A 25,978-nucleotide genomic window follows, 5' to 3' on the forward strand; every position below is an offset into this window, starting at 1 on the left:
GGTGACCGAGACCCCGATCCTCCACGTCGACATGGACGCGTTCTTCGCCTCCGTGGCGCTGCGGGAGCGTCCCGACCTGGTCGACCAGCCGGTGGTCGTGGGCGGGAGCGGGCGCGGCGTCGTGCTCGCCGCCAACTACGTCGCGCGCGGCTACGGCATCCGTTCGGCGCTGCCGATGGCGCGGGTGCGCCGGCTCTGTCCGCACGTCGTGGTGCTCCCGCCCGACTACGCGACCTTCGCCGGCGTCTCTGCCTCGGTGATGGAGACCTTCCGCGACGTCACCCCCGTGGTCGAGGCGATGTCGCTCGACGAGGCCTTCCTCGACGTGCGCGGCGCGACCCGGCGCCTCGGCGGGCCCAGGGAGATCGCCGAGCGGCTCAGGGCCACGATCCACGACGAGCAGGGCATCACCTGCTCGGTCGGGGTCGCGGCGACGGTGTCGGTGGCCAAGGTCGCGAGCCGGCGCGCCAAGCCCGACGGCGTGGTGGTGGTGCCGCCCGCCGAGGTCACCTCGTTCCTGCACCCCCTCGACGTCGGCGAGCTCTACGGCGTCGGGGACAAGACCCGCACGCGGCTGCACCGCGCCGGCCTGATCACCGTCGGCGACGTCGCGCACACCCCGCTCCCCGCCCTCCAGCAGACGATGGGCCGCCACCTCGGCCGCCACCTGCACCAGCTCGCGTGGGGCACCGACCGCGGCGAGCTCGCCCCGACGTCCGGGCCCCACGAGCCCGAGAGGTCGATGGGTGCGGACGAGACCTTCGCCCGCGACACCGCCGACCGCGACGTCATCGTCCGCGAGCTCCTGCGCCTCTCGGCCCGCGTCGCCGGCCGGATGCGTGCCGCCGGGGTCGCCGGGCGCACCATCACCCTCAAGGTCCGCTTCGCCGACTTCACCACCATCACGCGCTCGCGCACGATGCCCGAGGTGACCGACGTGACGCTCGAGGTGCATCGTGCGGTGACCCGGCTCTACGACGCGCTCCGACTGCGGCGCGAGCGCCTGCGGCTGGTGGGCGTCCGCGTCGAGGGTCTGGTCCCGCGCGCGACGGTGCACAGACAGCTCGTGCTCGGCGAGCCCGAGCACGGATGGGCCGAGGCCGACCGCGCGGTGGACCGTGCCACGCGCCGCTTCGGGGCAGCCGCCGTGCGTCCGGCGAGCCTGGTGTGATGCCGTGTCCCCTGCGCCGGGGTGGAATTTTCGGGGGGACGCCTACCGTAGGTGCAACAGGGTGCCTAGACTTGCACCAGAAGGTGAGGAGGAACCGTGGAGCTCTCCGAGGAAGAACTGCGAATGCTCGAGCAGATGGAGCGCGCTCTCGTCGAGGAAGACCCCAAGCTCGCCTCCACCCTGCGTGGCACGTCGTTCCAGCGGGCGGCTCGCCGCCGAGTGATCTTGGGCGGCGCCGTGCTCCTCGTCGGCATCGGGCTGTTGATCGTTGCGGTGCTCCTCGACCTCACCGCCGTCCTCCAGACGGTGGTCGGCGTGCTGGGCTTCGTGGTGATGCTCGCCGGCGCGATCCTTGCCCTCACCTCCGCGCGCAGTCCCGGCCACCCGGTGGCGCCCAAGGTGCGCGCCTCCGGGCGCACCGGCTTCGGGGTCGTCGACGGCGGTCGTCCCGCCCGGCCCTCCCGGCAGCGCTCGGGCGGGCCCTTCATGGAGCGCATGGAGGAGCGGTGGCGTCGCCGCCGCGAGCGCGGCTTCTGACCTCTCCCGCTCCGACCCAGCGCTGAGCACACCCCCTCCACGGTAGAGCCGCCCGGCGCCGCAGCTCAGTCCCCGGCTCCGGGCGGATAGGCGTACCAGCCGAGCTCCTGACCACTCGCGCACGCCGCGGCCCGTGCCGTGGATCACCTGCTCCCACTGGTCGGGCGCCAGGAGAACAGTGAGATCCCCCCACTCTCGCCGCACGACGTAGCGGTTCGAGGCCGGCTGCTCGACCTGACCCTCGCGGCCGAGGACCTCGAGCAGCATGGCGTGCTGTTCGGCGCGGGAGGGCAGGTCACGGTCGTCCTCCCGGGACGGCGCGTGTGCCCTGACGTGCTCACGGACGTGGCGCACGAGCCGCGCGGCGATGTGAGGCGCGTAGTCCTCCGGCTCCGTGTAGCCGCTGACCTCTCGCCACTCGGCGTCGAGCGGGAGCAGCAGGGAACCCTCGGGGGGAACGACCACATCGTCGGGGAGGTCGCGCAGGTCGAGCACGAAGGCGATGTCCAGCTGATTGCCATGGTCCCCAGGGACCACGGCGATCGCCGTCACCTTCACCTCGGTGCCGAATCCGTCGCTGCGATCGATCCAGTCGTCGCCGAGGTGTCCCGGCGAGATCTCCGGATCAGGTGGTGCGGTGAGGATCTCGTACACCTGCCGGGCGTAGTCCACGTCGTCCACCGTCCAAGGATGGACCACGCACGGCTCGCGCCGCCTGCGACTTGGGGCAGCGCTCGCCCGGAGCGACCCCGTACCCGCGCGGCGGGAGCGCGGGGCCCGGGCGGGCCGGCATCAGCCGACGAGCTCGTCCACCGTCCGGATCGACTCGTGGTCGGGCGTCGTGGTCGTGGCCCGCTCCGACCGGGAGCGGCGGCGCCAGGACGTCCGCCGTCCCACCACCGATGCGGGCCACCACCGTGCCCTGCGCTCCTCGCGCGGCGTCACGCCGGCAGCCATCGACTCCTCGACGAGGAGGAGGTCGGCGGCGAACCGTTGGGCGGTGAAGGTCTCGGGGTCGCGGGCGTAGCGGCTCCGCTCGAGCGCGACGACGAGCCGGTCGAGTGCCTGGGCGGCCTCGGGTGCCTGGTCACGCCCGCGACGCGGCCGGTCGGGACGCGACGCGTCGTGGACAGGTGCCGCGAGGAGTCGCCCCATCCAGTCGCCGGCCCGCCGCGGCGAGCGGCCGTCCGGCCAGGCGTGGCCGAGGTCGATGGCCACGTCGCGCAGCTCGGCCCAGAGGTCCTCGATGCCGCCCTCGAGCCGCCGGCGACGACGCGCCTGCCGGAGCAGGTGCGGCGTCGCGAGAACGAGCGCGAGCAGGGCCAGGCCCAGCACCCCGGACAGCACGGGCACCCACGGGATCGAGGACGCGTCGCTCTCGTCGGCCGCGGCCTCGGCGTCGGCCTCCTCGCCCCGGTCGGGCAGCAGCTCGGTCGACCGGCTGGCGCTCGGGCTCGGTGCCTCGGTGACCGGCGCGAACTCGGCCTCGGTGTAGTCCGGCGCCTGCGTGGCGCGGTCCTGCGGGGTGGGCTCGAACCGCACCCAGCCCGAGCCCGGGAAGTAGAGCTCGGGCCACGCGTGGAGGTCGCGCGAGGAGAACTCCCACGACCCGTTGGTGGCCCGCTCGGGCTCCAGGAAGCCCACGGCCACGCGGCTCGGGATGCCGATGACCCGCGCCATGATGGCCATCGATGCCGCGAACTGCTCGCAGTAGCCGACCCGGTCATTGAGGAACGCGAGCAGGTCGGCGCTGCCGTCGCCCGCCGACGGCACCTCGGCGAGGTCGTAGCGGAAGCCGCCGTCCTCGCGGAACCACTGCTGCAGCAGCTGCGCCTTCTGGAACCGGGTGGGCGCGTCGGCGGTGATGCTGGCCGCGAGCCGCCGGATCTCGTTGTTGAGGGTGGAGGGCACCTCGGTGAAGATGCCGGCCACCGACCCGGCACCCGACACGGCCGAGTCCATCCGCTCGGCGTCGTACGTCAGCTGGACGCCGGTGTAGTCGTAGGTGCTGTCGGCGGTGGTGACGTCCTCGCGGGCTGCGATGACGTCGCGGGTGTCGAGGTCGAAGCGCCAGTCGGCGCCGGCCGCGATGCGGGTCGCCTGCGGGGCGGTGGGCAGCCACGCCGAGGTGAAGTCGGGCCCGACCCGCACGTCGTACTTGAACTCCCGGCGGGGCACGTCGCCGCTGACCCCGTCGAGGGGCGGGAGGTCGCCGGTGGCCGACTGCGACTCGGGGATCTCGCGGTCGCCCGGCGTCCACTCCGAACCGCTGAACCGGGCGAGCACCGAGATGCGCAGGTAGGTGGGCTTGGGACCCGAGGTGGTGATCCAGAGCATGGGTACGTCCGCGCCGCGCCGCAGGTCGCGGCGCAGGTCGACCATCGGGTCCTTGACCTCCACCTCGCGGGTGCCCGGACCGTTGCCCTCGAACACGCTCATGCTCATCGTCGGCACGGCCGCCGGCACCACGACGGCGAGCGCGATCGCGGTCGTCCCGAGCGCCAGCGCGGTGTTGCCGATCGCGCCGGTGCGGACCGAGAACGAGCCCTTCTCCCCGTCCGGCGCCCGGCCCCAGCTCGTGACGTGGTCGCTGTGCTGGATGAAGACCAGGGCGAGGAAGAGGCCGGCGACCACCACGAACAGCCACCACGACACCGCGTTCCCCGTGACGGCGACGGGCAACGTGTAGGCCGCGAGCAGCACCAGGCCGGCCACGGGCGCGCGGCGCAGGGTGCAGGCGACGAGGTCGACGAGAAGCACGACCAGCGCGCCGCCGACCAGGAGCAGCGGGTGGACGGGGGGCACGCCGACCTGGATGGGGGCGGCATAGCTGCGCGAGGTCTCGAGCGCGTCGTCCAGCGCGGCCAGGAACACCTCGACGTTGCCCGGGGTCGGGAGGGGGGAGCCGGTGGTGGTGCCGAGCACCAGCAGGGCGGCCACCACGAGCTGCCCCGCCACGACGGCGAGCGCGGGCAGCCGGCTCCACCGGCCGAGCGCGCCCATCGCTGCCACGACGACGCCGATCATCAGCAGCGGGATCGCGACCCGCGGGAAGCCCTCGGTCAGCACGCGCCACGACAGCACGGTGGCCCACGCCGCGAGCAGCGCGATGCCGGCGATCCGCAGCTGGTGGGGGAGCGTGCTCCACGAGCTCGTCATCGGCTCGTCCCCGCCGAGGCCGTGGCACGGCTCCGCATCAGCCCGAGCTCCTGCCAGGCCGTGTCGAGGCGGTCGCGCGGGCCCAGGGTGATCGAGCGCCAGCCGGTCGCGGTGAGGTGGGCGGCCGACCCCGGGCCGGGGTGGACCGGCAGGTGGGGCGCCCATGCGTCGACGTCGAGGGCGATCGCCAGGCTCGACGATGCGTGGTGCTGGAGCCGGCGCAGGAAGGGGAGGTCGGTGTCGCCGAGGCCACCGAAGATGCCGATGGTGAGGCCGCCGTGGCCGGGCTCGGCGAGCCACTGCGTGTCGGGTGTGGGGGAGTGGTCGAGCTGCACGACGGCGAGGGCCTCGAGCAGCGGGATGGTGCTCGCCGCGGCGGTGTGGGAGTGCCACTCGGTCTCGCGGCTGTCGCCGGACGCCGTGACCAGCCGTACGGTGTACCCGTGGTGGGTGAGGTGGACGGCGATCGAGGCCGCCGCCGACACGGCTGCCTCCAGCGAGCTGGCCGCGCCCTGCCCCCGGTGGGCGGTGCCGCGGTTGTCGAGGAAGACCGTCGCCCGCGACTGCCAGGGCTGCTCCTCGCGGCGCACCATCAGCTCGCCGACACGGGCCGAGCTGCGCCAGTGGACGCGTCGCAGGTCGTCGCCGCGCCGGTACTCGCGCACCGTGACGTCCTCCGCGCTGCCGGTGGCGAAGGCGCGCGGACGGTTGTCGCCCGACCCGGTCCACGCGCCGCCCAGCGGGATGCTCGGCAGCGCGATGGTGCGCGGGGTGACCGTCAGCCGCGACGTGGCGTGGAACGTACGACCCAGCTCCACGAGGCCGAACGGGTCCGTCACCCGCACCGACATCGGGCCGATGTCGAACTGGCCGCGCAGCTCCGAGCGCACCTGGTAGGTCGCGTGCCTGCGCCAACCGTGGCCGAGGCCCTCGAGCACGAAGCGCGGCCGGGTGCCGAGCACGTAGGGGAGGCGCTCCTCCAGCAGCAGCACCCCGGTGGGGGTGCGCGACTCGTTGGAGACGGTGAGCTCCACCGTCGCCGGCTGCCCGGCGACCACCAGCTGCGGCGACACCGTGCGCACCAGGGCGAGGCGGTAGCGCGAGCGACCGACCCACCAGGCGGTGAGGAGCGGCAGCGCCGCGACCAGCACGCCGATGCGGACGACCGAGGGGTGGCCCACGACGATGGCGGCGACCACCGTGGTGATGCCGGCGGCCAGGAACGCCCGCCCGCGGACGGTCAGTGCAGCGAGTGCCTCACGCACGGCTGCCACGTGGGATCGACGCGGAATCGGACGTGGCGTCGGACGCGGTGGGGACGGGCACCGACTCCACGATCCCGGAGAGGATCGCCGAGGTGGTGCGTCCGCTCATCGTCGCCTCGACGTTGGGCAGCAGCCGGTGCGCCAGGACGGCCGAGGTGATGCCGTGCACGTCGTCGGGCAGGACGTAGTCGCGTCCCTGCGTGGCGGCGACGGCCTTGGCCGCGCGGACGAGGTGGAGCGTCGCGCGCGGTGAGGCGCCGAGGTGGAGGTCGTTGCTGGTGCGGGTGGCGGTGGTCAGCGCCACGGCGTAGCGCTGGACGGCGGACGACACGTGCACGCGTCCGACGATCTCGATGACCTTGCGGATCTCACCGGCGTCGGTGACGGGCTCGAGGTCGTCGAGCGGGTTGCGGGCGGTGTGGCCCTCGAGCATCGCGATCTCCGCCGCCTCGACCGGGTAGCCGACCGACACCCGCGCCATGAAGCGGTCGCGCTGGGCCTCGGGGAGGGCGTAGGTGCCCTCCATCTCGATCGGGTTCTGCGTCGCGATCACCATGAACGGCTTCTCGAGCTGGTAGGTCGCGTTGTCGACGGTGACCTGGCGCTCCTCCATGCACTCGAGCAGCGCGGACTGCGTCTTGGGCGACGCACGGTTGATCTCGTCGCCGACCACGATGTTGGCGAAGACGCCGCCGGGTCGGAACTCGAACTCGCGGGTGTCCTGGTTGAACACCGAGACCCCGGTGACGTCGGAGGGCAGCAGGTCCGGGGTGAACTGGATGCGCCGCACCGAGCAGTCGATGCTCCGGGCCAGCGCCTTGCTCAGCTGGGTCTTGCCGACCCCGGGGACGTCCTCGATGAGGAGGTGGCCCTCGGCCAGCATCACCACGAGCGCGGCGTTGACGACGTCGGGCTTGCCGGCGATGACGCGCTCGATGTTGTGGCGCACGGCTCCGGTCACCCGGTGCACGGTGTCGAGATCGGGCGCCTGCCCGGTGAACCCAGTCGTCACGTCGTTCGTCCCCTCGTGCCCGTGCGGTCGACCCGTCCGCCGATCCGTTCGCCGATCCGATCGTCAACCTCGCCACCACGGTATGTGGTGCGCGCAACATACCTGTCCGCTCGCTGCGGCGTCGCCGACGCAGAGCCACGCCCTCGCCACGCCTCATTCTCCCCCCGCGCCCCACCGGCCGCCACGCCGTTCCCCACTTCGCTCCACCACAGCCCGCTGGATTCCCCCACCGGCGGTCCACCGCAGCCGCCTGAGCGTGGATCGGCGCCTCTCCACGCTCCAGGGCCGGTCACGGAGCGGCGCGTGCGCGCCACGTGGGGGACGCGGGGACCGGGGAACTCAGGCGCGAAACACGCTGGATCTGGTTGACGGTGGAGTGAAGTGGGGTACTGTGGTGCGAAGTGGGGGACAGGGTCGATCTTTCCCGCCGAGCCAGGGGAGGTGCCGGATGTTCTTCGGCACCTACACGCCCAAGCTCGACGAGAAGGGCCGCCTCTTCCTCCCGGCGAAGTTCAGGGACGAGCTGACGGAGGGACTCGTGGTGACCAGGGGACAGGAGCGCTGCCTCACTGTCTGGTCGCTGGAGGACTTCGGGAGGCTCACCGACCGGCTCCGAGAGGCGCCGGTCACGCAGAAGAACACCCGTGACTACGTCCGCATGCTGTTCGCCGCCGCCAGCCAGGAGGTGCCGGACAAGCAGGGACGGATCAACATCCCGGCGCCGCTGCGGGAGTACGCCTCGCTCCGCAAGGAGTGCGTCGTCATCGGGTCGATGAACCGGATCGAGATCTGGGACCCGACCGCCTGGGCGGCCTACTCCGAGGAGCAGGAGCAGAAGTTCTCCGAGCTCAGCGACGAGGTCTTCCCCGGCATCTGAGCACCAGGACCACCCAGCACCACACCGCACCACCCCGCACGACCCGGCACCACCGACAACAGCACAGCTGACATCGCGACCCGTATCACCAGGTCTCGAGCCCGCTCCTCGCGCGGCCATCTGGGGCACTTCCCCGGCACCAGAGGGCACCCACTGCTCCGGCAGGGGGCAAGGAGCGGGCAGGGACCTGGTGCGGCGGCTCGCCCCGTGCCACACGGCGGGGAGTGTCAGCCGCACCGCCAGCTCCCGGCCCCGCCAGCTCCGGCCCGGCCGGGCCGGCGTCCAGCACGTACATCCGCAGCAACCAGTGGGGTCGAGACCATGAGCACCACCCAGCGCGTGGGACGCACGGCAGCACCGCCGTCGCGGGTCCGCGACCAGGCGCGCGAGGCGGCCGCGCTCGTCGCGTTCTCCGCCGCCACGGCCTGCGGGCTGGCGCTGGCGCTGCTCCTGCTCATGCGCCTGGGCTCCCAGGGCTGAGCGATGACGACTCCTCGCCACGCCCCGGTGCTCCTCGACCGGGTCGTCGCCCTGCTGGCCCCTGCGCTCGAGGCCCCCGGCTCGGTCTACGTCGACTGCACCCTCGGTCTCGGCGGGCACAGCGAGGCCGTCCTCGAGCGACTGCCCCACGCCCGCGTGATCGGGATCGACCGCGACCCCGAGGCGCTGCGGATGTCCTCGGAGCGGCTCGCGGCCCACGGCGACCGGTTCACCGCCGTGCACGCCGTCTACGACGAGCTGCCGGAGGTGGTCGGCTCGCTCGGCCTCGACCACGTCGACGCCGTGTTCTTCGACCTCGGGGTGTCCTCGATGCAGCTCGACGTGCGCGAGCGCGGGTTCGCCTACTCCGAGGACGCGCCGCTCGACATGCGGATGGACCCGACGACCGGCCCGACCGCCGCCGAGCTGCTCAACACCGCGACCGCCCAGGAGCTGACCCGGATCCTGCGGGAGTACGGCGAGGAGAAGTTCGCCAGCAGGATCGCCCGCGAGGTCGTCCGCCGCCGCGAGGCCACGCCGTTCAGCACCAGCGCCGACCTCGTCGAGCTGCTCTACGCCACGATCCCCGCACCCGCCCGGCGCACGGGCGGCCACCCTGCCAAGCGCACCTTCCAGGCACTGCGGATGGCGGTCAACGACGAGCTCGCCGTCCTGCGGCGGGCCATCCCGGCCTCCATGGAGGTCATCGGCGTGGGTGGGCGGGTGGTGGTCGAGTCCTACCACTCCCTCGAGGACCGCCTCGTCAAGCGCGCGTTCGCCGACGCCACCCGCCTCGACGTGCCGCCGGACCTGCCGTTCGTGCCCGAGGGCGCCGAGCCGGCCCTGCGGCTGGTCACCCGCGGCGCCGAGCGGGCCGACGAGCAGGAGATCGCCGAGAACCCCCGCGCCGCCTCCGTACGCCTGCGCGCCGTCGAGCGCGTCCGTCCCTCCACTCCCACTTCCCCAGGAGTCGTCCGATGAGCAGTCCCGCCCTCCAACCCCGGACCCGGGTCACCCGGATCGCCCAGGAGGCCGTCGACAAGGCCCGCCTGAGCGTGGTGCCGCGGGTGCGCACCCGCGCCCCGCGGATGCCGTTCCTGACGCTGGTGAGCCTGGTCCTGCTCAGCGGGATCGTCGGGCTCCTGCTGTTCAACACCTCGCTGCAGCAGGCGTCCTTCGCCGCGTCGGCGCTGGAGTCCGAGGCCGACACCCTCGCCGCCCGCGAGCAGACGCTGCGCATGGAGCTCGACGAGCTGCGCAACCCGCAGCGGGTCGCCTCGCAGGCCCAGGCGATGGGCATGGTCATCCCCGCCGCGCCGGTGTTCCTCGACCTCGAGACGGGCAGGACGATCGGCGTGCGCACCCCGACCACCCGGGAGAACGCCCTGCTGCTGCAGCCGCCCGCACCGGTCAAGCCGGCCGTCCTGGCGCCCCGCCCGACCTACGTCGAGGTGCCCGTCGCGCCCACCGTCGAGGAGCAGGGGGCGACCGCCCCGGGACGCACCGACGCCAAGCCGCGCAAGAACCGCAACCGCTGACGGCGCGCTCGCGCGGATCCGCCGCGTCGCGCACCTAGATTGTCGAGCAGGCCGGCTCCACCCCGGAGCCGTCCGGGAAACGAGGGAGATCAGTGCCGAGCACCCGCACCAGGCGCGGCGCCTCGCGTGGCGCGCCCATGCTGCGACTGCGCATCGGGTTCGTCCTCATCGCGATGGTCCTCTCCTTCTTCGGTGCCCGGCTGGTGCAGCTCCAGGGCGTCGACCCCCGCTCCTACGCCGTCCGCGCCGCCGCCGAGGGTGCGGTGCGGGTGCCGCTGGAGGCCGAGCGCGGCGACATCCTCGACCGCAACGGCGAGCCCCTCGCCGACTCCGTCAAGGGCAAGATGGTCATCGCCGATCCCGCGCTCACGGCCGGCCGGGCGCCCGAGCTCGCCCGCCTGCTGACCGACCGGCTCTCCGTCGACTACTTCAAGACCCTCACGGCGCTGCGTGGCCGCAAGGACGGCAGCCGCTTCGAGTACGTCGCGCGACGGGTGCCCAGCACGTTGGCGGGCGACACCCTCGCGGCCCTCGACGAGGCCGGGTTCAAGGGCATCAGCCTGCAGGACGACCCGATCCGGTCCTATCCCTCCGGCGACGTGGCCGCCAACCTGCTCGGCTACATGGGCACCGACGAGCCGCTCGGCGGCTTCGAGCGCACCTTCGACAAGCAGCTGGCCGGCGTCGACGGCGAGGCCACCTGGCAGTCCAACTCCGGCAAGGGCGTCCGGATCCCGCTGCGCGAGAGCACCCTCAAGGCCGCCCGCAACGGCGAGCCGCTGCGCACCACCATCGACCGCGACCTGCAGTGGTTCACCCAGAAGGTGCTCGCGCAGTCGGTGCGCCAGTACCGCGCCGAGAGCGGCGCCGCGGTCGTCCTGGACACCCGCACCGGCGAGATCCTCGCGCTCGCCGACTACCCGACGTTCGACGCCAACGTGCCGACCGAGTCCGACCAGGACGACCTCGGCTCGCGCGCGATGAGCGACACCTACGAGCCCGGATCGGTGCAGAAGGTGCTCACCGCCGCCTCGCTCATCGACGCCGGCAGGGCGTTCCCGCGGCAGCGCTTCAAGGTGCCGTCCAGCCTCGCGCGCCAGGACCGGGTGATCGGCGACTGGTTCGACCACGGCGACATCCGGCTCACCCTGACCGGCATCCTCGCCAAGTCGTCCAACATCGGCACCGTGCTCGCCGCCGACGCGTTCTCGCCGCCGGAGCTGGTGTCCTACCTCCAGAGGTTCGGCCTCGGCAAGCGCACCGACATCGGTGTGCGCGGCGAGACCCCCGGCATCCTCACCCCCGGTGAGGCGATGACGTCGCAGACCAAGGACCGCGTCGCCTTCGGGCAGTCGCTGTCGGTCAACGTCGCCCAGATGGCCGCGGCGGTCAACACCATCGCCAACGGGGGAGTGCGGGTCTCGCCGAGCCTGGTGTCGGGGTCCGCGGTCACCGACGACGGCGTCACCGTCGGCACCGACGTCGCCACCCGTACGCGGGTGGTGAGCAAGCAGGCCGCGCGCGCGACCGCTCGGATGATGGAGAAGGTCGTCGATCCCGAGGACGGCGTCGCGCCCCAGGCGCAGGTGCCCGGCTACCTCGTCGCCGGCAAGACCGGCACCGCCCAGCGGGTCGCCAGCGACGGCACCGGCTACGACGGCAGCACCTCCGTATCGTTCGGCGGCTTCGCGCCCGCCGACGACCCCCGCTTCACCGTCTACGTCGTGGTGCACGCCCCCCAGGGCGAGGGCGGTGGCGGCTCGATCGCCGGGCCGGTGTTCTCCCGGATCATGGGCTACGTCCTGGGCCGCTACGGCGTCGAGCCCACCGACGGCACCCCGTCGCGCCTGCCCGTCGAGTGGTGAGTCGATACCCTCGGTCGGTGCGCGAGTCTGTGAGTGCGACGCGACCGAGGCAGTCCCCGTCGACCCCTGCGGCCGAGCTCGCCGACTGGCTCGCGGCGACGACGGAGGTGGCCGTCCACGGTGACCTCGACGTCGTCGTGTCCGGCATCTCGCTGAGCACCGCCCGGGTGCAGCCCGGCGACCTCTACGCCGCGCTCCCCGGTGCCCGCGCCCACGGAGCGGACTACGCCGAGCAGGCCGTCGCTGCCGGTGCGGTCGCCGTGCTCACCGATCCCGCCGGCCTCGACCGGCTCCCGCCGGGCACGCCCGCCCTCGTCGTCGCCGAGCCCCGCCGGGTGCTCGGCCGGCTGGCCGCCCGGGTCTACGGCGACCCCGCCGCCGGGCTGCGCGTCATCGGCGTCACGGGCACGCAGGGCAAGACCACCACCACCCGGCTCCTCGAGCAGGGCCTGACCGCGGCGGGGGTGACCTCAGCGGTCATCGGCACCGTCGGCACCCGGATCGCCGGGGAGGACGTCCGGACCCAGCTCACCACTCCGGAGGCGCCCGACCTGCACGGCCTCTTCGCGGTGATGCGCGAGCGGGGCGTCGACACCTGCGCGATGGAGGTCTCCAGCCACGCCCTGGTGCTCGGCCGGGTGGACGGGGTGCGGTTCGACGTCGCCACCTTCCTCAACCTCGGGCGCGACCACCTCGACTTCCACGCCGACCTCGACGACTACTTCGCCGCCAAGGCCGGCCTCTTCACGCCCGAGCGCGCGCGGGTGGGCCTGACCAACGTCGACGACGAGTTCGGCCGGCGCCTGCTCGACGTGTCGGAGATCCCGACGTCGACCTACTCCTCTCTCGGCGCCGACGCCGACTGGCGTGCCGTCGACGTCGACCTCTCCGCCGACGGCGCGCACTTCACCGTGCTCGGCCCGGGGGTCGAGGTCCGCGCCCAGGTGCGCCTCCCCGGCGAGTTCAACGTCTCCAACGCCCTGGCCGCCATCGCCTCGGCGGCCCTGGCCGGGCTCGACCCGCGCCGGGTGGCCGACGGCATCGCCCGCGTGGGCGGGGTGCCTGGCCGGCTGGAGCCGGTGACGGCCGGGCAGGACTTCACCGTGGTCGTCGACTACGCCCACAAGCCCGACGCGCTCGAGGCGGTGCTGGCCACGCTCCGTCCGCTGACCGACGGACAGGTGATCGTCGTGGTGGGGGCCGGGGGCGACCGGGACACCGTCAAGCGCCCCGTCATGGGTGAGATCGCCGCGCGGCTCGCCGACGTCGTGGTCGTCACCGACGACAACCCCCGCACCGAGGACCCCGCGACCATCAGGGCCGCGGTGCTCGCGGGCGCGCGCACCCGCGCCGCCGAGGTCCTCGAGGTGGGCGACCGCCGGCTCGCCATCCGCGTGGCCGTGCGCCGGGCCAGCCCCGGCGACGTGGTGCTCGTCGCGGGCAAGGGCCACGAGACCGGCCAGGAGGTCGGCGACGTGGTGCACCCCTTCGACGACCGGGTCGTCGCCGCCGAGGAGGTCGAGGCGGCCCTGGCCGCGCGGCGCGACGGTGCCGAGGGGTCGGACGGCCCGGCCCGCTCCGACGGGTCGGGGGCCCGCGCATGATCGAGATGTCGCTCGACGAGATCGCCGACGTGGTCGGCGGCACGGCCCACGGGGAGGCACTCGTGCGCGGCGGCGCGTTCATCGACACGCGCACGCCCGAGGACGACGGGCTCTTCGTGGCGGTCGCCGGCCAGCGGGTCGACGGCCACGACCTGGCCCGCGCCGCCGGTGACGCCGGGGCGGCCGCGGTGCTCGGCAGCCGGCCCACCGAGCTGCCCACCGTCGTGGTGGACGACGTGACCACGGCGCTGGGGCTGCTGGCCCGACACGTCGTCGACCGCCTGCCCGACGTGGTCGTCCTCGCGATGACGGGCTCGCAGGGCAAGACCGGCACCAAGGACTACCTCGCCCACGTGCTGTCCGAGGCCGCCCCGACGGTCGCCACCCGCGGCAACTTCAACAACGAGCTGGGTGTCCCGTTGACCGTGCTCCGCGCCACCCCCGAGACGCGCTACCTCGTCGTCGAGATGGGCGCCCGCGGGATCGGCCACCTCGCCGGGCTGTGCGCGATCGCACCACCTCACGTGGCCGCGGTGCTCAACGTCGGCACGGCCCACATCGGCGAGTTCGGCAGCCGGGAGGCGATCGCGCAGGCGAAGGGCGAGATCATCGAGGCGCTGCCGGCCGACGGCACCGCGGTGCTCAACGCCGACGACGACCTGGTGGCCGCGATGGCCCCCCGCACCCGCGCGCAGGTGATGACCTTCGGCAGCTCGGACGGATCCGCGGAGCACCCGGTGCCCGACGTCGCGGTCAGCGAGGTGACCACCGACGAGCTCGGTCGCCAGTCGTTCGAGCTGGCCCACCGCGGTTCGGGCGCCACCGTGCACCTCGCGACGATCGGCGCCTTCCAGTGGCGCAACGCCGCGGCCGCCGCCGCGATGGCGCTGGCCGCCGGTCTCGACCTCGACACGGTCGCCGACTCACTGGCCGACGCCGTGCCGGCGAGCCGCTGGCGCATGGAGCTCGGCGAGCGTCCCGACGGCCTGGTCGTGCTCAACGACGCCTACAACGCCAACCCCGAGTCGATGATTGCCGCGCTGGAGACCCTGGCCGGCATCGGCGCGCGCAGCGGGCGGCGCACGGTCGCGGTGCTCGGGCAGATGCTCGAGCTCGGCGACGGCGCCGCCGAGGCCCACCGCGGCGTGGGCGCCTACGCCGCCGAGGCGGGGGTCGACGTCCTGCTCGCCGTCGGCGACGAGGCCGCCCGCATCGCCGCGGGCTTCGCCGCCGCCGGAGGCGGGGGAGTGAGCATCGCCACGGCGGGGCGTGACGAGGCCGCCGACTGGCTGCGGCACAATGTCTCGGCTGCTGATGTCGTCCTGGTGAAGGCATCGCGGGGGGCGGCGCTGGAACTGATCGCCGAGGACCTCCTGACCGGGAGCGGCAAGGAAGGAAGCACTACATGAGAGCCATCCTGTTCGGAGGAGGACTCTCCCTGCTGATCTCGCTGCTGGGCACGCGCTACGCGATCAGGTTCTTCACCCGCCAGGGATTCGGGCAGCCGATCCGCGACGACGGGCCCACCACCCACCACGTCAAGCGGGGCACCCCCACGATGGGCGGGGCGGTCATCGTGCTCGCCACCCTCGTCGGCTACGCCGCCGCCAAGGTGATCACCGGCACGGCGCCGACGGCCTCGGCGCTGCTGCTGCTGTTCCTCTTCGTCGGCCTGGGCACCGTGGGCTTCCTCGACGACTTCCTCAAGGTCAGCCGGCAGCACAACCTCGGGCTGCGCAGCCGCGCCAAGATGATCGGCCAGACGCTCGTCGCGGTCGTCTTCGGCTTCCTCGCGCTCTCGCCGGCGCTCGAGGACGAGCGCGGCTGGCGACCGGCGTCCAACCACATCTCCTTCATCCGCGACTACGAGCGCTTCGCGCTGCCGACGATCCTCGCGATCGTGCTGATCTGGTTCTTCGTCACCGGGTTCAGCAACGCGGTCAACCTCACCGACGGCCTCGACGGGCTGGCGGCGGGATCCTCGATCCTCGTCTTCGCCGCCTACACGCTGGTCAACATCTGGCAGAACAGCCAGTCGTGCGCCCTGCAGGCCGGGCCCAAGTGCTACGAGGTGCGCGACCCGCTCGATCTCGCGGTGGTGGCCGCGGCCATCACGGGTGCCTGCTTCGGCTTCCTGTGGTGGAACGCCTCCCCGGCGCAGATCATCATGGGTGACACCGGCTCGCTCGCCCTGGGCGGTGCGATGGCCGGCTTCGCGATCATGACCCGCACCGAGCTGCTGCTGGTGATCATCGGCGGGCTCTTCGTCGCGGTCACCCTGTCGGTGATGATCCAGGTCTCGGTGTTCAAGGCCAGCCGCGCGAGCGGGTTGTTCCGCAGCATCTTCAAGGTGCAGCCCGGCCACCGGGTGTTCCGGATGACCCCGCTGCACCACCACTTCGAGATGCTCGGCTGGGAGCAGGTCACGATCGTGATCCGCTTCTGGATCATCACCGGACTCGCGGTCGCCACGGGCCTGGGCATCTTCTACGCCGAGTGGGTCGCGGGCATTGGCTAGCTCCCAGGGCGGTCTCGACGTCGACGGGCTGGGGCGCACCAGCGACTGGTCCGGCGTCCGCGTGGTCGTCGCCGGGTTCGGCGTCTCGGGGTTCGCCGCCGCCGACAACCTGCTCTTCCTCGGCGCGCAGGTGACGGCGCTCGACGAGTCGACCAGCGAGGAGAAGGCCGAGAAGGCCCGGCTGCTGGAGACCCTGGGCGCCACCATCCGCCTGGAGCCGGGCGCGACCGGCCTCCTGCCCGACGACGTCGACCTGGTGGTCACCTCCCCGGGCTGGCGCCCCACCGCGCCGCTCCTCGCCCAGGCCGCCGAGCGCGGCGTGCCCGTGTGGGGCGAGGTCGAGCTGGCGTGGCGGCTCCGCGACCCCGACCACGCCGCCCCCTGGCTGGCCGTCACCGGCACCAACGGCAAGACCACGACCGTTCAGATGCTGCGGTCCATCCTCACCGCAGCCGGTCTGCGCGCGGCCGCCGTCGGCAACGTCGGCCGCCCGATCGTCGAGGCGGTGATGGACCCCGAGCCCTACGACGTCCTCGCCGTCGAGCTCTCCAGCTTCCAGCTCCACTACACCCGGTCGATGGCCGCCGAGTCCGCCGTCGTGCTCAACATCGCGGAGGACCACCTCGACTGGTACGCCGACGAGCCGGGCGGCGCCTCCGGCATGGAGGCCTACGCCGCCGACAAGGCGCGCGTCTACGCCGGCGTCCAGCGCGCCTGCGTCTACAACCTCGCCGACCCGGCCACCGAGGACATGGTGCGCGAGGCTGACGTCGTCGAGGGCGCGCGGGCGATCGGCTTCACCCTCGGTACGCCGTCCCCGGGCAACCTGGGCGTCGTGGACGACCTGCTGGTCGACCGGGCCTTCATCGAGGAGCGGGCCACCAGCGCCGCCGAGCTCTGCACGCTCGGCGACCTCGCCTCGCCGGCCCCTCACTTCGTCGCCAACGCCCTCGCCGCTGCTGCCCTGGCGCGCGCGCACGGCGTGAGCCAGCAGGCCGTGCGCGACGGGCTGCGGGCCTTCCGCCCCGACGGCCACCGCATCGCCCACGTCGCCGAGGCCGGCGGCGTCACCTGGGTCGACGACTCCAAGGCCACCAACCCGCACGCCGCGCAGTCCTCGCTGTCCGCCTACGAACCCGTCGTCTGGATCGCCGGCGGGCTGGCCAAGGGAGCGCGCTTCGACGACCTCGTGAGGTCGGTGCGCGGCCGGCTGCGCGGCGTCGTCCTGCTGGGCCGCGACCGCCAGGTCGTCGCCGACGCTCTTTCGCGACACGCGCCCGATGTGCCGGTCATCGATGTGGGCGCGGACGAGACTGGTGCTCCGATGGAGCGCGTGGTCGACGCGGCCGCCGGGCTCGCCAGGTCCGGTGACACGGTGTTGCTCGCGCCGGGATGCGCCTCCATGGACATGTTCACCGACTACGGCGCCCGCGGCGACGCGTTCGCCGCCGCGGTGCACGCACACATCGCCCGCACCGACCAGCCCGACCAGCCCGACAGCGACTGAGGGCGCGCACCGACCCGAGGGGAGCCGCGACGATGACCACCGTCAACCCCGGGGAGGTCGACCTGGGCGTCGCGTCGCCGCCGGTCGACGGTGCCGCCGACGGCGCCTCCGACGGCGCATCGGACGCCCCCGCGCGGCCGTCGCGCGCCCCCCTGGGCTCGGGCCTCGCCGCGGGCTGGCGCTCGGTGCGCGAGGCGCTCGACAAGCCCCTCGCGTCCTACTACCTGCTGCTCGGCGCCTCGGCGTTGCTGCTCACCATCGGCCTGATCATGGTGCTCAGCGCCTCCAGCGTGCGGGCCTACCTCACCTACGACGACTCCTACGCGGTGGTCAAGCGGCAGCTGATGTGGGTGGCGCTCGGCCTGCCCGCGGCCTGGGTGGCGTCCCGGATACCGGTGCGGCACGTGCGCCGGCTGGCCTATCCGAGCTTCCTCGTGGCGCTGGTGCTGCTCGCCCTGGTCGCCCGCTTCGGCGTGCTGGTCAACGGCAACAAGAACTGGCTGGCCCTCGGCCCGGTCAACATCCAGCCGGCCGAGATCGCCAAGCTCGCCATCGTGCTGTGGGCCGCCAACATCTACGCCCACAAGGAGCGCCGCCTCCGCGAGCTGCACCACCTGCTCGTGCCGGTCGTGCCCGGGCTGTTCGCGGTGATCGCGCTGGTGCTCGTCGGCCGCGACCTCGGCACCGCCATGGTGCTGGCAGCGATCCTGCTCGGGATGCTGTGGGTGGTCGGGGCCCCGTTGCGGCTGTTCGGGCTCAGTCTCTCCGTGCTGGGCGTGGCGGCGCTCGCGCTGGCCGCGACCGATCCCGAGCGGCTCGAGCGCATCACGCACTTCACCGACCCGTTCAAGGACTACACCGACGCCGGCTGGCAGCCCGCCCACGGCCTCTACGCCCTCTCGAGCGGCGGGTGGTTCGGGCAGGGCATCGGTGCCTCGACCCAGAAGTGGGGCGACCTCCCCGAGGCCCACACCGACTTCATCTTCGCCGTCCTCGGCGAGGAGCTCGGCCTGATGGGCACCCTGCTGGTCGTCGGTCTCTTCTTCACCATCGCCTACGCCGCGATCCGCGTCGCGCTCAGCACCCAGGACCCGTTCGTGCGCTACGCGACGTTCGGGATCGTGGTCTGGCTCCTCGGCCAGATGATGATCAACGTCGGCATGGTGCTCGCCGTCCTGCCGGTCATCGGCATCCCGCTGCCCATCGTGTCCTACGGCGGATCGGCCCTGCTGCCCTCGCTGGTGGCCCTCGGGCTGGTGATCGGGTTCGCGCGCCGCGAGCCGGAGGCGGCCGCGGCGCTGGCGGCACGCCGTCGCAACCGCTCCGCCGGTCTGTCCGCCGGCCCCGCTCGCTAGGTTTGGCCCGATGCGCGTACTCCTCGCCGGCGGTGGATCCGCCGGCCACACCTCGCCCCTGCTCGCCACGGCCGACGCCCTGCGGCGCCTCGACCCGGAGGTCCGGGTGACCTGCCTCGGCACCCGCGAGGGACTCGAGGCCCGCCTCGTGCCCGAGGCCGGCCTGCCGCTCGAGCTCGTGCCCCGGGTGCCGCTGCCGCGTCGCCCCAGCCCCGAGCTGCTCCGCACGCCGACGCGGTTGCGCGCCGCCCGCGCCGCGGCCCTCGAGGTGGTCGACCGGGTGCGCCCCGACGTGGTCGTGGGCTTCGGCGGCTACGTCTCGGTGCCCGCCTACCTGGCCGCCCGCAAGCGCGGCGTGCCGATCGTCGTCCACGAGGGCAACGCCATCCCGGGGATCGCCAACCGGCTCGGGGCGCGGATGACGTCCCACGTCGCCACCAGCTTCCCGGCCACCGAGCTGCCGCACGCCGTGTGCACCGGCCTGCCGATCCGCCGGCTGATCTCGACGATGGACCGGGGTGCGCTCCGCGGCGAGGCGCTCGCCGCCTTCGGCCTGCGCGACGACCTGCCGACGCTCCTGGTCACGGGCGGCTCGCAGGGCGCCGCACGCATCAACGCCGCGGTCTCCGGCGCCGCCCCCGCGCTCGCGGCCGCCGGCGTGCAGGTGCTGCACATCGTGGGGCCCGCCCACGAGCTCGCCGTCGAGCCCGGCGAGGTGCCCTACGTCGTGCTCAACTACGTCGACCGGATGGACCTCGCCTACGCCGCCGCCGACGCGGTGCTGTGCCGTTCGGGCAGCAACACCGTCACCGAGGTCTCCGGCGTCGGCCTGCCCGCCGTCTACGTCCCGCTGCCCATCGGCAACGGCGAGCAGGCCCTCAACGCCCGCCCGGTCGTCGACGCCGGCGGCGGGCTGCTGGTCTCCGACGCCGCCCTGACGCCGGAGTGGGTCGCCGCCACCCTCCCGGGACTGCTCACCGACCCCGCCCGGCTCGCCGCGATGGGCGCCGCCGCGACCGGCGTGATCCCGCTGGACGCCGACGAGAAGCTGGCGCGCATCGTCCTCGACGCCGCGGGCGGACGGCCGTGAGGATCCCGGTCCCCGACGAGGTGCTGCCCGCCGCCGCGCTCGGCCGCGTGCACTGCATCGGCATCGGCGGCGCCGGCATCTCCGCGATCGCCCGCATCATGGCGCAGCGCGGCGTCCCGGTGACGGGCAGCGACGACCACGACACCCCCTTCCTGCCCGCCCTGCGCGAGCTGGGGGTGACCTGCCACCTCGGCTACGACGCCGCGCACCTCGGCGACGCCGACACCGTGGTGGTCACCACGGCGGCCCGCGAGGACAACCCCGAGGTGGTCGAGGCGCGCCGCCGCGGCCTGCGGATCCTGCCCCGATCGGCCGGCCTCGCCTCGGTCATGGTCGGCTCGCGGGTGCTGGCCGTCGCCGGCACCCACGGCAAGACGACGACCACGGGCCTGCTCACCTCCGCGCTGCTGGCCGCGGGCGTCGACCCGTCCTACGCGGTGGGCGGCGTGCTCAGCGCCACCGGCCGCAACGCCGACGCCGGCACCGACGACCTCTTCGTCGCCGAGGCCGACGAGAGCGACGGCGCCTTCCTGCACTACCGCCCCCACGCCGCCATCGTCACCAACGTCGAGGCCGACCACCTCGACAACTGGGGGACCGAGGAGGCCTACCACCGCGCCTTCGACGACTTCGTCGGCACGCTCGACCGTGGCGGCTTCCTGGTCTGCGTGGTCGACGACCCCGGGGCGGCACGGCTCGCGCGCGGCGCCCGCGACGGCGGCCTCGAGGTCGTGACGGTGGGGGAGTCGCCCGACGCCGATGTCCGCGTCCACGACCTGCTGCTCGACGGCTCCACCTCGGTGTGCCGGGTCACCGAGCACGGCAGCGACCTCGGCGAGCTGCGGCTGCGGATCCCCGGGCGCCACTACGTCCTCGACGCGGTCGCCGCGCTGGCCATGGGCCTGCGGCTCGGTCTCCCGTTCGCGTCCCTCGCCGACGGGCTGGGCGGCTTCGGCGGCACCGGCCGCCGCATGGAGCTCAAGGGCGAGGCGGCGGGCGTGCGCGTCTACGACTCCTACGCGCACCACCCCGTCGAGATCCGGGGCGACCTCGAGGCCGCCCGGGCGCTCGCCGGCGGCGGACGCGTCGTCGCCGCCTTCCAGCCCCACCTCGTGTCGCGCACCCGCATCTTCGGCGAGGCGATGGGCGTCGAGCTCGGCGCCGCCGACGAGGTCGTCGTGCTCGACGTCTACGTCGCGCGCGAGGACCCCGATCCCGCGGTGACCGGCCTGCTCGTCGCCGACGCCGTCCCGCTGCCGGCCCAGCACGTGACGTACGTCGACGGGCTGGGCGCCGCGGCGCAGGCCCTCGCCGAGCGGTCGCGACCGGGCGACCTGGTGATCACCCTGGGCGCCGGCGACATCACGACCGTGGGGCCACGGGTCCTCGACCTGCTCGGGGGTGCCTGAGTGGACCGCGAGGCGCCACCGCCCGACGCCGGGCCGGTGGGTCCGGGCGCCGTCGCCGGCAGCGACGCGGCGGACCCCCGCGCCGATCCCCGGGCCGCGGCCCGGCAGCGCAAGCAGGCCGACCGGGAGGCCAGGTCGGCCCAGCGCACCCGGCGCCGCTTCGCCCGGCGGCAGTGGGCGCGACGGTGGCTGTCCCTGCGCTACGTCCTCGCCCTCCTGCTGGTGCTCACGCTGCTCGCCACGGGCGTGCACCTGGTGTTCTTCTCCAGCAGGCTCCAGGTGCAGCGCGTCGAGGTCGTGGGCAACACCCTCCTCGGCGACGGCCGGGTCCGGGAGGTGGCCGACGTGCCGCTCGGTGACCAGCTCGCGCTCGTCGACCTCGACCGCGCCCGCGCCCGCGTCGGCGCGCTCGCCGAGGTCCAGTCCGTCGACGTGACGCGCACCTGGCCCGACACCGTGCGGATCGCCGTGGTCGAGCGCACCGCCGTGGCCGTCGTCGAGCTCGCGGGCCGGATCCGCGGCCTCGACGCCGACGGGGTGGTGTTCCGCGACTACCGCGCCGTGCCGAAGGGCATGCCGCGGGTCCGTCCCGGCAGCACCGCCGGCAGCGACGCGCTCCGCGAGGCCGCCACGGTCGTCTCGGCGCTGCCGGCGGACCTGGCCAGGCGCGTCGACCACGTCGAGGTCGCCACGGTCGACCAGATCACCCTCGTGATGCGCGACCGGCGCGAGGTGCTGTGGGGGAGTGCCGAGGAGTCGGACCTCAAGGCGCAGGTCGTCGACAAGCTGCTGGCCGCGCAGAAGGCTCCCCACTACGACGTCAGCGTGCCGGGAAACCCCACCTACCGCACCACTCCCTGACCGCCGACGCAGAAATCGGCGCCGCGCCGGGCGTGTTGCCGGACTGGGGGCCAGCCGCCTGCCTATGGTCGTGCGAAAGGCGAGGTTGACATAACTATAACCCTCAGGCTCACGGTTAGGGTTCCGGCGGGCCGAGGGTGCGGACTCGTCCATCCCCCTGACACAGACCACTCAAGGAAGGCCCCGGAGCCGTGGCAGCAGCGCAGAACTACCTGGCGATCATCAAGGTCGTGGGCATCGGTGGCGGCGGCGTGAACGCCGTCAACCGGATGATCGAGGTGGGCCTCAAGGGCGTCGAGTTCATCGCGATCAACACCGACGCCCAGGCACTCCTCATGAGCGACGCCGACGTCAAGCTCGACATCGGCCGCGAGCTCACCCGCGGGCTCGGCGCCGGCGCCAATCCCGAGGTGGGCGCCAAGGCGGCCGAGGACCACGCCGACGAGATCGAGGAGGTCATCAAGGGCGCCGACATGGTCTTCGTGACCGCGGGCGAGGGCGGCGGCACGGGCACCGGTGGCGCGCCCGTGGTGGCCCGCATCGCCCGCTCGCTCGGTGCCCTGACGATCGGTGTCGTCACCCGGCCGTTCGCGTTCGAGGGCCGGCGTCGCGCCAACTCCGCGGAGGAGGGCATCAGCCAGCTCCGCGAGGAGGTCGACACCCTCATCGTGATCCCCAACGACCGGCTGCTGTCGATCACCGACCGCAGCGTCTCGATCCTCGACGCGTTCAAGCAGGCCGACCAGGTGCTGCTGCAGGGCGTGTCCGGCATCACCGACCTGATCACCACCCCGGGCCTGATCAACCTCGACTTCGCCGACGTGAAGTCGGTGATGGCCAACGCCGGCTCGGCGCTGATGGGCATCGGCTCGGCCCGCGGCGAGGACCGCGCGGTCGCCGCTGCCGAGATGGCCGTCTCCAGCCCGCTGCTCGAGGCGAGCATCGAGGGCGCCCACGGCGTCCTGCTGTCCATCGCCGGCGGCTCCGACCTCGGCCTGTTCGAGATCAACGAGGCCGCGGCGCTCGTCTCCCAGGCGGCGCACGCCGAGGCCAACATCATCTTCGGCGCGACCATCGACGACGCGCTCGGCGACGAGGTGCGGGTCACCGTCATCGCCGCCGGCTTCGACGGCGGCATGCCCAAGCGTCGCTCCGACGGCAACGTGCTGCGCCAGCACCAGCCCGCCCAGACGCAGGAGCAGACCCGGGCGGCCGCCCAGCAGGCCGCGACGCCGGCCCGCAACGAGTCGTCCGGCGCCCCGGCGCCGACGACCTTCGCGCCGTCGAGCCCCGACGGGCAGGCGCCGTCGGCCCCCGCCCGGCAGGCGCCGGCCCAGCAGCAGGGTCAGCAGCAGGGCCAGCAGGGCCAGCAGTCCGCCCCGTCCCGGCCGGCGCGTCAGGTGCAGTTCGACGACGACGAGCTCGACGTCCCCGACTTCTTGAAGTGACCGTCTCAGACGCGACTGGCCTCCTGCGCCACCGCGACCGGATCGAAGGCGACCTCGTGATCGAGGTCGCCTTCACCGACGGCTCCCTCAGCCTCGGCGACGCGGCTCCCCAGGACGAGCGCGACCTGTCGCTGGGAGCGTTCGCCGGCGTGTCGGGCACGCTGCCGGCGCTGATGGACCAGGTCCACGGCGCCGACGTCGTGCACGTCGACCTGCCGGTGCCGTGGGCGAAGCGGCCCACCTGTGACGCGCTCATCACGTCGCGACCCGGCCTGTCGCTGCTCGCCCGCGCCGCCGACTGCGTGCCGGTGCTGCTCGCCGACGCCGAGGCTGGCTGGGTGGCGGCCGCGCACGCCGGCCGGCAGGGACTGACGGCGGGAGTGGTCCCAGCCGCGATCGCGGCCCTGCGTGCGAAGGGCGCCCGGCCACGCGTCGCGTGGATCGGGCCGCACGTGTGCGGCGACTGCTACGAGGTGCCCGCCGAGATGCGGGACGAGGTCGCCGCGATCGTCCCCGAGGCGCGCTCGACCAGCTCGTGGGGCACGCCCGCGCTCGACCTCGGCGCCGGGGTGGGCGCCCAGCTCGCGGCCGCGGGCACCACCGACGTGCGTGTCGTCGACGCGTGCACGCGTGAGGACCGCAGCTGGCCGTCGTACCGCCGCGACGGCGCCGCGGCGACCCGCTTCGCCGGCGCGATCTGGGTCGCCCGATGACGGCGCGTCGCGACGAGCTCGCCGCCACCCTCGACGTCGTACGCCGCCGCATCGCCACGGCCTGCGCCGAGGCGGGTCGGCCCGAGGACGACGTCTCGCTGGTCGTCGTCACCAAGTTCTTTCCCGCCTCCGACGTCCGCCTGCTCGCCGACCTCGGCGTCACCGACGTGGGGGAGAACCGCCACCAGGAGGCCGAGGCGAAGGCCGCCGAGTGCGCCGACCTCGGCCTGCGCTGGCACTTCATCGGCGGGCTGCAGTCCAACAAGGCGGCGGCCGTCGCCGCCTACGCCGACGTCGTCGAGTCGGTCGACCGGCCCAAGCTCGTCACGCCCCTGGGGCGCGGCGCCACCGGGCGGGGGAGCGAGGTCGACGTCCTGCTCCAGGTCAGCCTCGACCCGCCCGGCGCCGACCACCGCTCCGGCGTCGATCCCGCCGCCCTCGCCGACCTGGCGCAGCGTGTGGAGGACGCCGACGGCCTGCGGCTGCGCGGCCTGATGGCGGTGGCGCCCCTCGGCGAGGCGCCCGACACCGCCTTCGCGCGGCTCGCCGAGGTGCGCCGGTCGTTCCTGCGCGAGCACCCCGCGGCGAGCGTGCTGTCCGCGGGGATGAGCGGCGACCTCGAGGCGGCGATCCGGCACGGCGCGACACACGTGCGTGTCGGCTCCGCGGTCCTCGGTCCGAGGCCCACGGTCCAGTAATGTCCACAACAGTCAAGCGGTGCCCGGTCCCGGGTGCCAGGTCTAGCGGAGGAACAGTCTCATGAGCGGCGCGATGCGCAAGATCGGCGAGTACCTCGGCCTGCTCGAGGACACCGGCCACTACGACGACTACGACGGCGACACCGAGACCACGACCCACGACGCTGTCGAGCAGCGCCCGGTCACGCGTGAGCGTCGCCCTGCCCCTGTGTCCGACCTCGCCGAGCGCCGCCGTCCGGCCTCGGTCCAGACAGGAGTCGTGGCCGAGTTGAGCCGCATCACCACCCTCCACCCCCGCAACTACAACGAGGCCCGTCTCATCGGTGAGAACTACCGCGACGGCACGCCCGTGATCATGAACCTCAGCGAGATGGACGACAACGACGCCAAGCGCCTCGTCGACTTCGCCGCCGGCCTGATCTTCGCGACCCGCGGCTCGATCGAGCGCGTGACCAACAAGGTGTTCCTTCTCTCGCCGCCCAACGTCGCGGTGTCGGCCGAGGACAAGGAGCGGATCGCCGAGGACGGGTTCTTCAACCAGAGCTGATCCATACTTCACCTGTGTACACCGTCGGTTCCATCCTCGTCGCCGTCCTCTACGTCTTCATCGGCCTTCTCTGGATCCGCTTCATCGTCGACTGGGTGCAGGTGTTCGCCCGTCGCTGGGAGCCCCACGGCCCGCTGCTCGTGGCCCTCGAGGGCGTCTACTCCGCGACCGACCCGCCGATCCTGGCGCTGCGCCGCGTGATCCCGCCGCTGCGGATCGGCCAGGTCGCCCTCGACCTGAGCTTCCTGCTGGTGATGGTGGCAGCATGGCTGCTGCTCAGCGTGGTCCGCACGATCTTCGGCGTGTAGAACCACCCGTCACATG

General features: G+C 73.6%; 23 protein-coding genes. 20 read left to right on the forward strand and 3 right to left on the reverse strand.

Translation table 11 applies throughout. The features are described from left to right. Position 1: 1 nt before the first annotated feature. Together dinB and AC4H2S_RS09100 are read left to right on the forward strand one after the other, a co-directional pair. Complete coding sequence (gene dinB, locus AC4H2S_RS09095; RefSeq protein ID WP_491496634.1) at positions 2-1,171, forward strand: DNA polymerase IV; 1,170 nt, start codon at positions 2-4, stop codon at positions 1,169-1,171. Between the two features lie 135 nt (positions 1,172-1,306). Next, positions 1,307-1,708 carry an SCO2097 family morphological protein gene (locus tag AC4H2S_RS09100; RefSeq protein ID WP_491496759.1) on the forward strand — a complete coding sequence of 134 codons (402 nt, stop codon included), beginning with the start codon at positions 1,307-1,309 and terminating at the stop codon, positions 1,706-1,708. A 792-nt stretch (positions 1,709-2,500) separates the two neighbouring features. On the opposite strand, the gene AC4H2S_RS09105 is transcribed toward AC4H2S_RS09100, so the two are convergent. Genes AC4H2S_RS09105 through AC4H2S_RS09115 form a run of 3 tightly spaced genes read right to left on the reverse strand, consistent with a single transcriptional unit; the run spans position 2,501 to position 7,144 of the window. Continuing rightward, positions 2,501-4,867, reverse strand: coding sequence for a transglutaminase TgpA family protein (locus AC4H2S_RS09105; RefSeq protein WP_491496635.1), 2,367 nt, complete (start codon positions 4,865-4,867; stop codon positions 2,501-2,503). Next, positions 4,864-6,132 carry a DUF58 domain-containing protein gene (locus tag AC4H2S_RS09110; protein WP_491496636.1) on the reverse strand — a complete coding sequence of 423 codons (1,269 nt, stop codon included), beginning with the start codon at positions 6,130-6,132 and terminating at the stop codon, positions 4,864-4,866. Before AC4H2S_RS09110 ends, AC4H2S_RS09105 begins: the two co-directional genes overlap by 4 nt. Beyond that, a complete protein-coding gene (locus tag AC4H2S_RS09115; protein WP_491496637.1) occupies positions 6,125-7,144 on the reverse strand; it encodes an AAA family ATPase in 1,020 nt (339 codons plus the stop codon). The genes AC4H2S_RS09110 and AC4H2S_RS09115 overlap by 8 nt, the downstream gene beginning before the upstream one ends. 448 nt (positions 7,145-7,592) lie before the next feature. On the opposite strand from AC4H2S_RS09115, the gene mraZ reads away from it, so the two are divergent. The 18 genes from mraZ to AC4H2S_RS09205 all read left to right on the forward strand — a co-directional run bounded on the left by mraZ (position 7,593) and on the right by AC4H2S_RS09205 (position 25,962). Continuing rightward, the gene (gene mraZ / locus AC4H2S_RS09120) at positions 7,593-8,021 is read left to right on the forward strand and encodes a division/cell wall cluster transcriptional repressor MraZ (RefSeq protein WP_491496638.1); all 429 of its coding nucleotides are present in this window, start codon (positions 7,593-7,595) and stop codon (positions 8,019-8,021) included. A gap of 321 nt (positions 8,022-8,342) precedes the next feature. After that, positions 8,343-8,501 carry a hypothetical protein gene (locus tag AC4H2S_RS09125; RefSeq protein ID WP_491496639.1) on the forward strand — a complete coding sequence of 53 codons (159 nt, stop codon included), beginning with the start codon at positions 8,343-8,345 and terminating at the stop codon, positions 8,499-8,501. Between the two features lie 3 nt (positions 8,502-8,504). Further along, entirely contained in the window at positions 8,505-9,482 is a 978-nt protein-coding gene (rsmH, locus tag AC4H2S_RS09130) for a 16S rRNA (cytosine(1402)-N(4))-methyltransferase RsmH (protein WP_491496640.1), read from the forward strand. After that, positions 9,479-10,039 carry a cell division protein FtsL gene (ftsL, locus tag AC4H2S_RS09135; protein ID WP_491496641.1) on the forward strand — a complete coding sequence of 187 codons (561 nt, stop codon included), beginning with the start codon at positions 9,479-9,481 and terminating at the stop codon, positions 10,037-10,039. Before rsmH ends, ftsL begins: the two co-directional genes overlap by 4 nt. 92 nt (positions 10,040-10,131) lie before the next feature. Continuing rightward, positions 10,132-11,904: a peptidoglycan D,D-transpeptidase FtsI family protein gene (locus AC4H2S_RS09140; RefSeq protein ID WP_491496642.1), complete on the forward strand. Its 1,773-nt coding sequence runs from the start codon at positions 10,132-10,134 to the stop codon at positions 11,902-11,904. Between the two features lie 17 nt (positions 11,905-11,921). Beyond that, positions 11,922-13,508, forward strand: a complete 1,587-nt coding sequence (locus tag AC4H2S_RS09145; RefSeq protein ID WP_491496643.1) for a UDP-N-acetylmuramoyl-L-alanyl-D-glutamate--2,6-diaminopimelate ligase — start codon at positions 11,922-11,924, stop codon at positions 13,506-13,508. After that, positions 13,505-14,917, forward strand: coding sequence for a UDP-N-acetylmuramoyl-tripeptide--D-alanyl-D-alanine ligase (locus tag AC4H2S_RS09150; RefSeq protein WP_491496644.1), 1,413 nt, complete (start codon positions 13,505-13,507; stop codon positions 14,915-14,917). Before AC4H2S_RS09145 ends, AC4H2S_RS09150 begins: the two co-directional genes overlap by 4 nt. Continuing rightward, on the forward strand, positions 14,914-16,026 hold the full coding sequence (mraY, locus tag AC4H2S_RS09155; protein WP_491496645.1) for a phospho-N-acetylmuramoyl-pentapeptide-transferase: 1,113 nt from the start codon (positions 14,914-14,916) through the stop codon (positions 16,024-16,026). Before AC4H2S_RS09150 ends, mraY begins: the two co-directional genes overlap by 4 nt. Continuing rightward, positions 16,019-17,533 (forward strand): UDP-N-acetylmuramoyl-L-alanine--D-glutamate ligase, encoded by a 1,515-nt coding sequence (murD, locus tag AC4H2S_RS09160; protein ID WP_491496646.1) that lies wholly within the window; start codon positions 16,019-16,021, stop codon positions 17,531-17,533. Before mraY ends, murD begins: the two co-directional genes overlap by 8 nt. 32 nt (positions 17,534-17,565) lie before the next feature. Beyond that, positions 17,566-18,888 carry a putative lipid II flippase FtsW gene (ftsW, locus tag AC4H2S_RS09165; protein ID WP_491496647.1) on the forward strand — a complete coding sequence of 441 codons (1,323 nt, stop codon included), beginning with the start codon at positions 17,566-17,568 and terminating at the stop codon, positions 18,886-18,888. Positions 18,889-18,898: 10 nt separating this feature from the next. After that, positions 18,899-19,978 (forward strand): undecaprenyldiphospho-muramoylpentapeptide beta-N-acetylglucosaminyltransferase, encoded by a 1,080-nt coding sequence (gene murG, locus AC4H2S_RS09170; protein ID WP_491496648.1) that lies wholly within the window; start codon positions 18,899-18,901, stop codon positions 19,976-19,978. Further along, entirely contained in the window at positions 19,975-21,387 is a 1,413-nt protein-coding gene (gene murC, locus AC4H2S_RS09175; protein WP_491496649.1) for a UDP-N-acetylmuramate--L-alanine ligase, read from the forward strand. Before murG ends, murC begins: the two co-directional genes overlap by 4 nt. Continuing rightward, the gene (locus tag AC4H2S_RS09180; RefSeq protein WP_491496650.1) at positions 21,388-22,248 is read left to right on the forward strand and encodes a cell division protein FtsQ/DivIB; all 861 of its coding nucleotides are present in this window, start codon (positions 21,388-21,390) and stop codon (positions 22,246-22,248) included. A 191-nt stretch (positions 22,249-22,439) separates the two neighbouring features. Further along, positions 22,440-23,696, forward strand: a complete 1,257-nt coding sequence (gene ftsZ, locus AC4H2S_RS09185) for a cell division protein FtsZ (protein WP_491496651.1) — start codon at positions 22,440-22,442, stop codon at positions 23,694-23,696. Further along, positions 23,693-24,409, forward strand: coding sequence for a purine nucleoside phosphorylase YfiH/LACC1 family protein (locus tag AC4H2S_RS09190; RefSeq protein ID WP_491496652.1), 717 nt, complete (start codon positions 23,693-23,695; stop codon positions 24,407-24,409). The genes ftsZ and AC4H2S_RS09190 overlap by 4 nt, the downstream gene beginning before the upstream one ends. Further along, the gene (locus tag AC4H2S_RS09195) at positions 24,406-25,107 is read left to right on the forward strand and encodes a YggS family pyridoxal phosphate-dependent enzyme (protein WP_491496653.1); all 702 of its coding nucleotides are present in this window, start codon (positions 24,406-24,408) and stop codon (positions 25,105-25,107) included. The genes AC4H2S_RS09190 and AC4H2S_RS09195 overlap by 4 nt, the downstream gene beginning before the upstream one ends. 61 nt (positions 25,108-25,168) lie before the next feature. Next, complete coding sequence (locus AC4H2S_RS09200) at positions 25,169-25,654, forward strand: cell division protein SepF (protein ID WP_491496654.1); 486 nt, start codon at positions 25,169-25,171, stop codon at positions 25,652-25,654. A gap of 14 nt (positions 25,655-25,668) precedes the next feature. After that, positions 25,669-25,962, forward strand: coding sequence for a YggT family protein (locus AC4H2S_RS09205; RefSeq protein ID WP_491496655.1), 294 nt, complete (start codon positions 25,669-25,671; stop codon positions 25,960-25,962). Positions 25,963-25,978: the final 16 nt, after the last annotated feature.

It is taken from the genome of Nocardioides sp. Z13_37, from assembly GCF_058355585.1.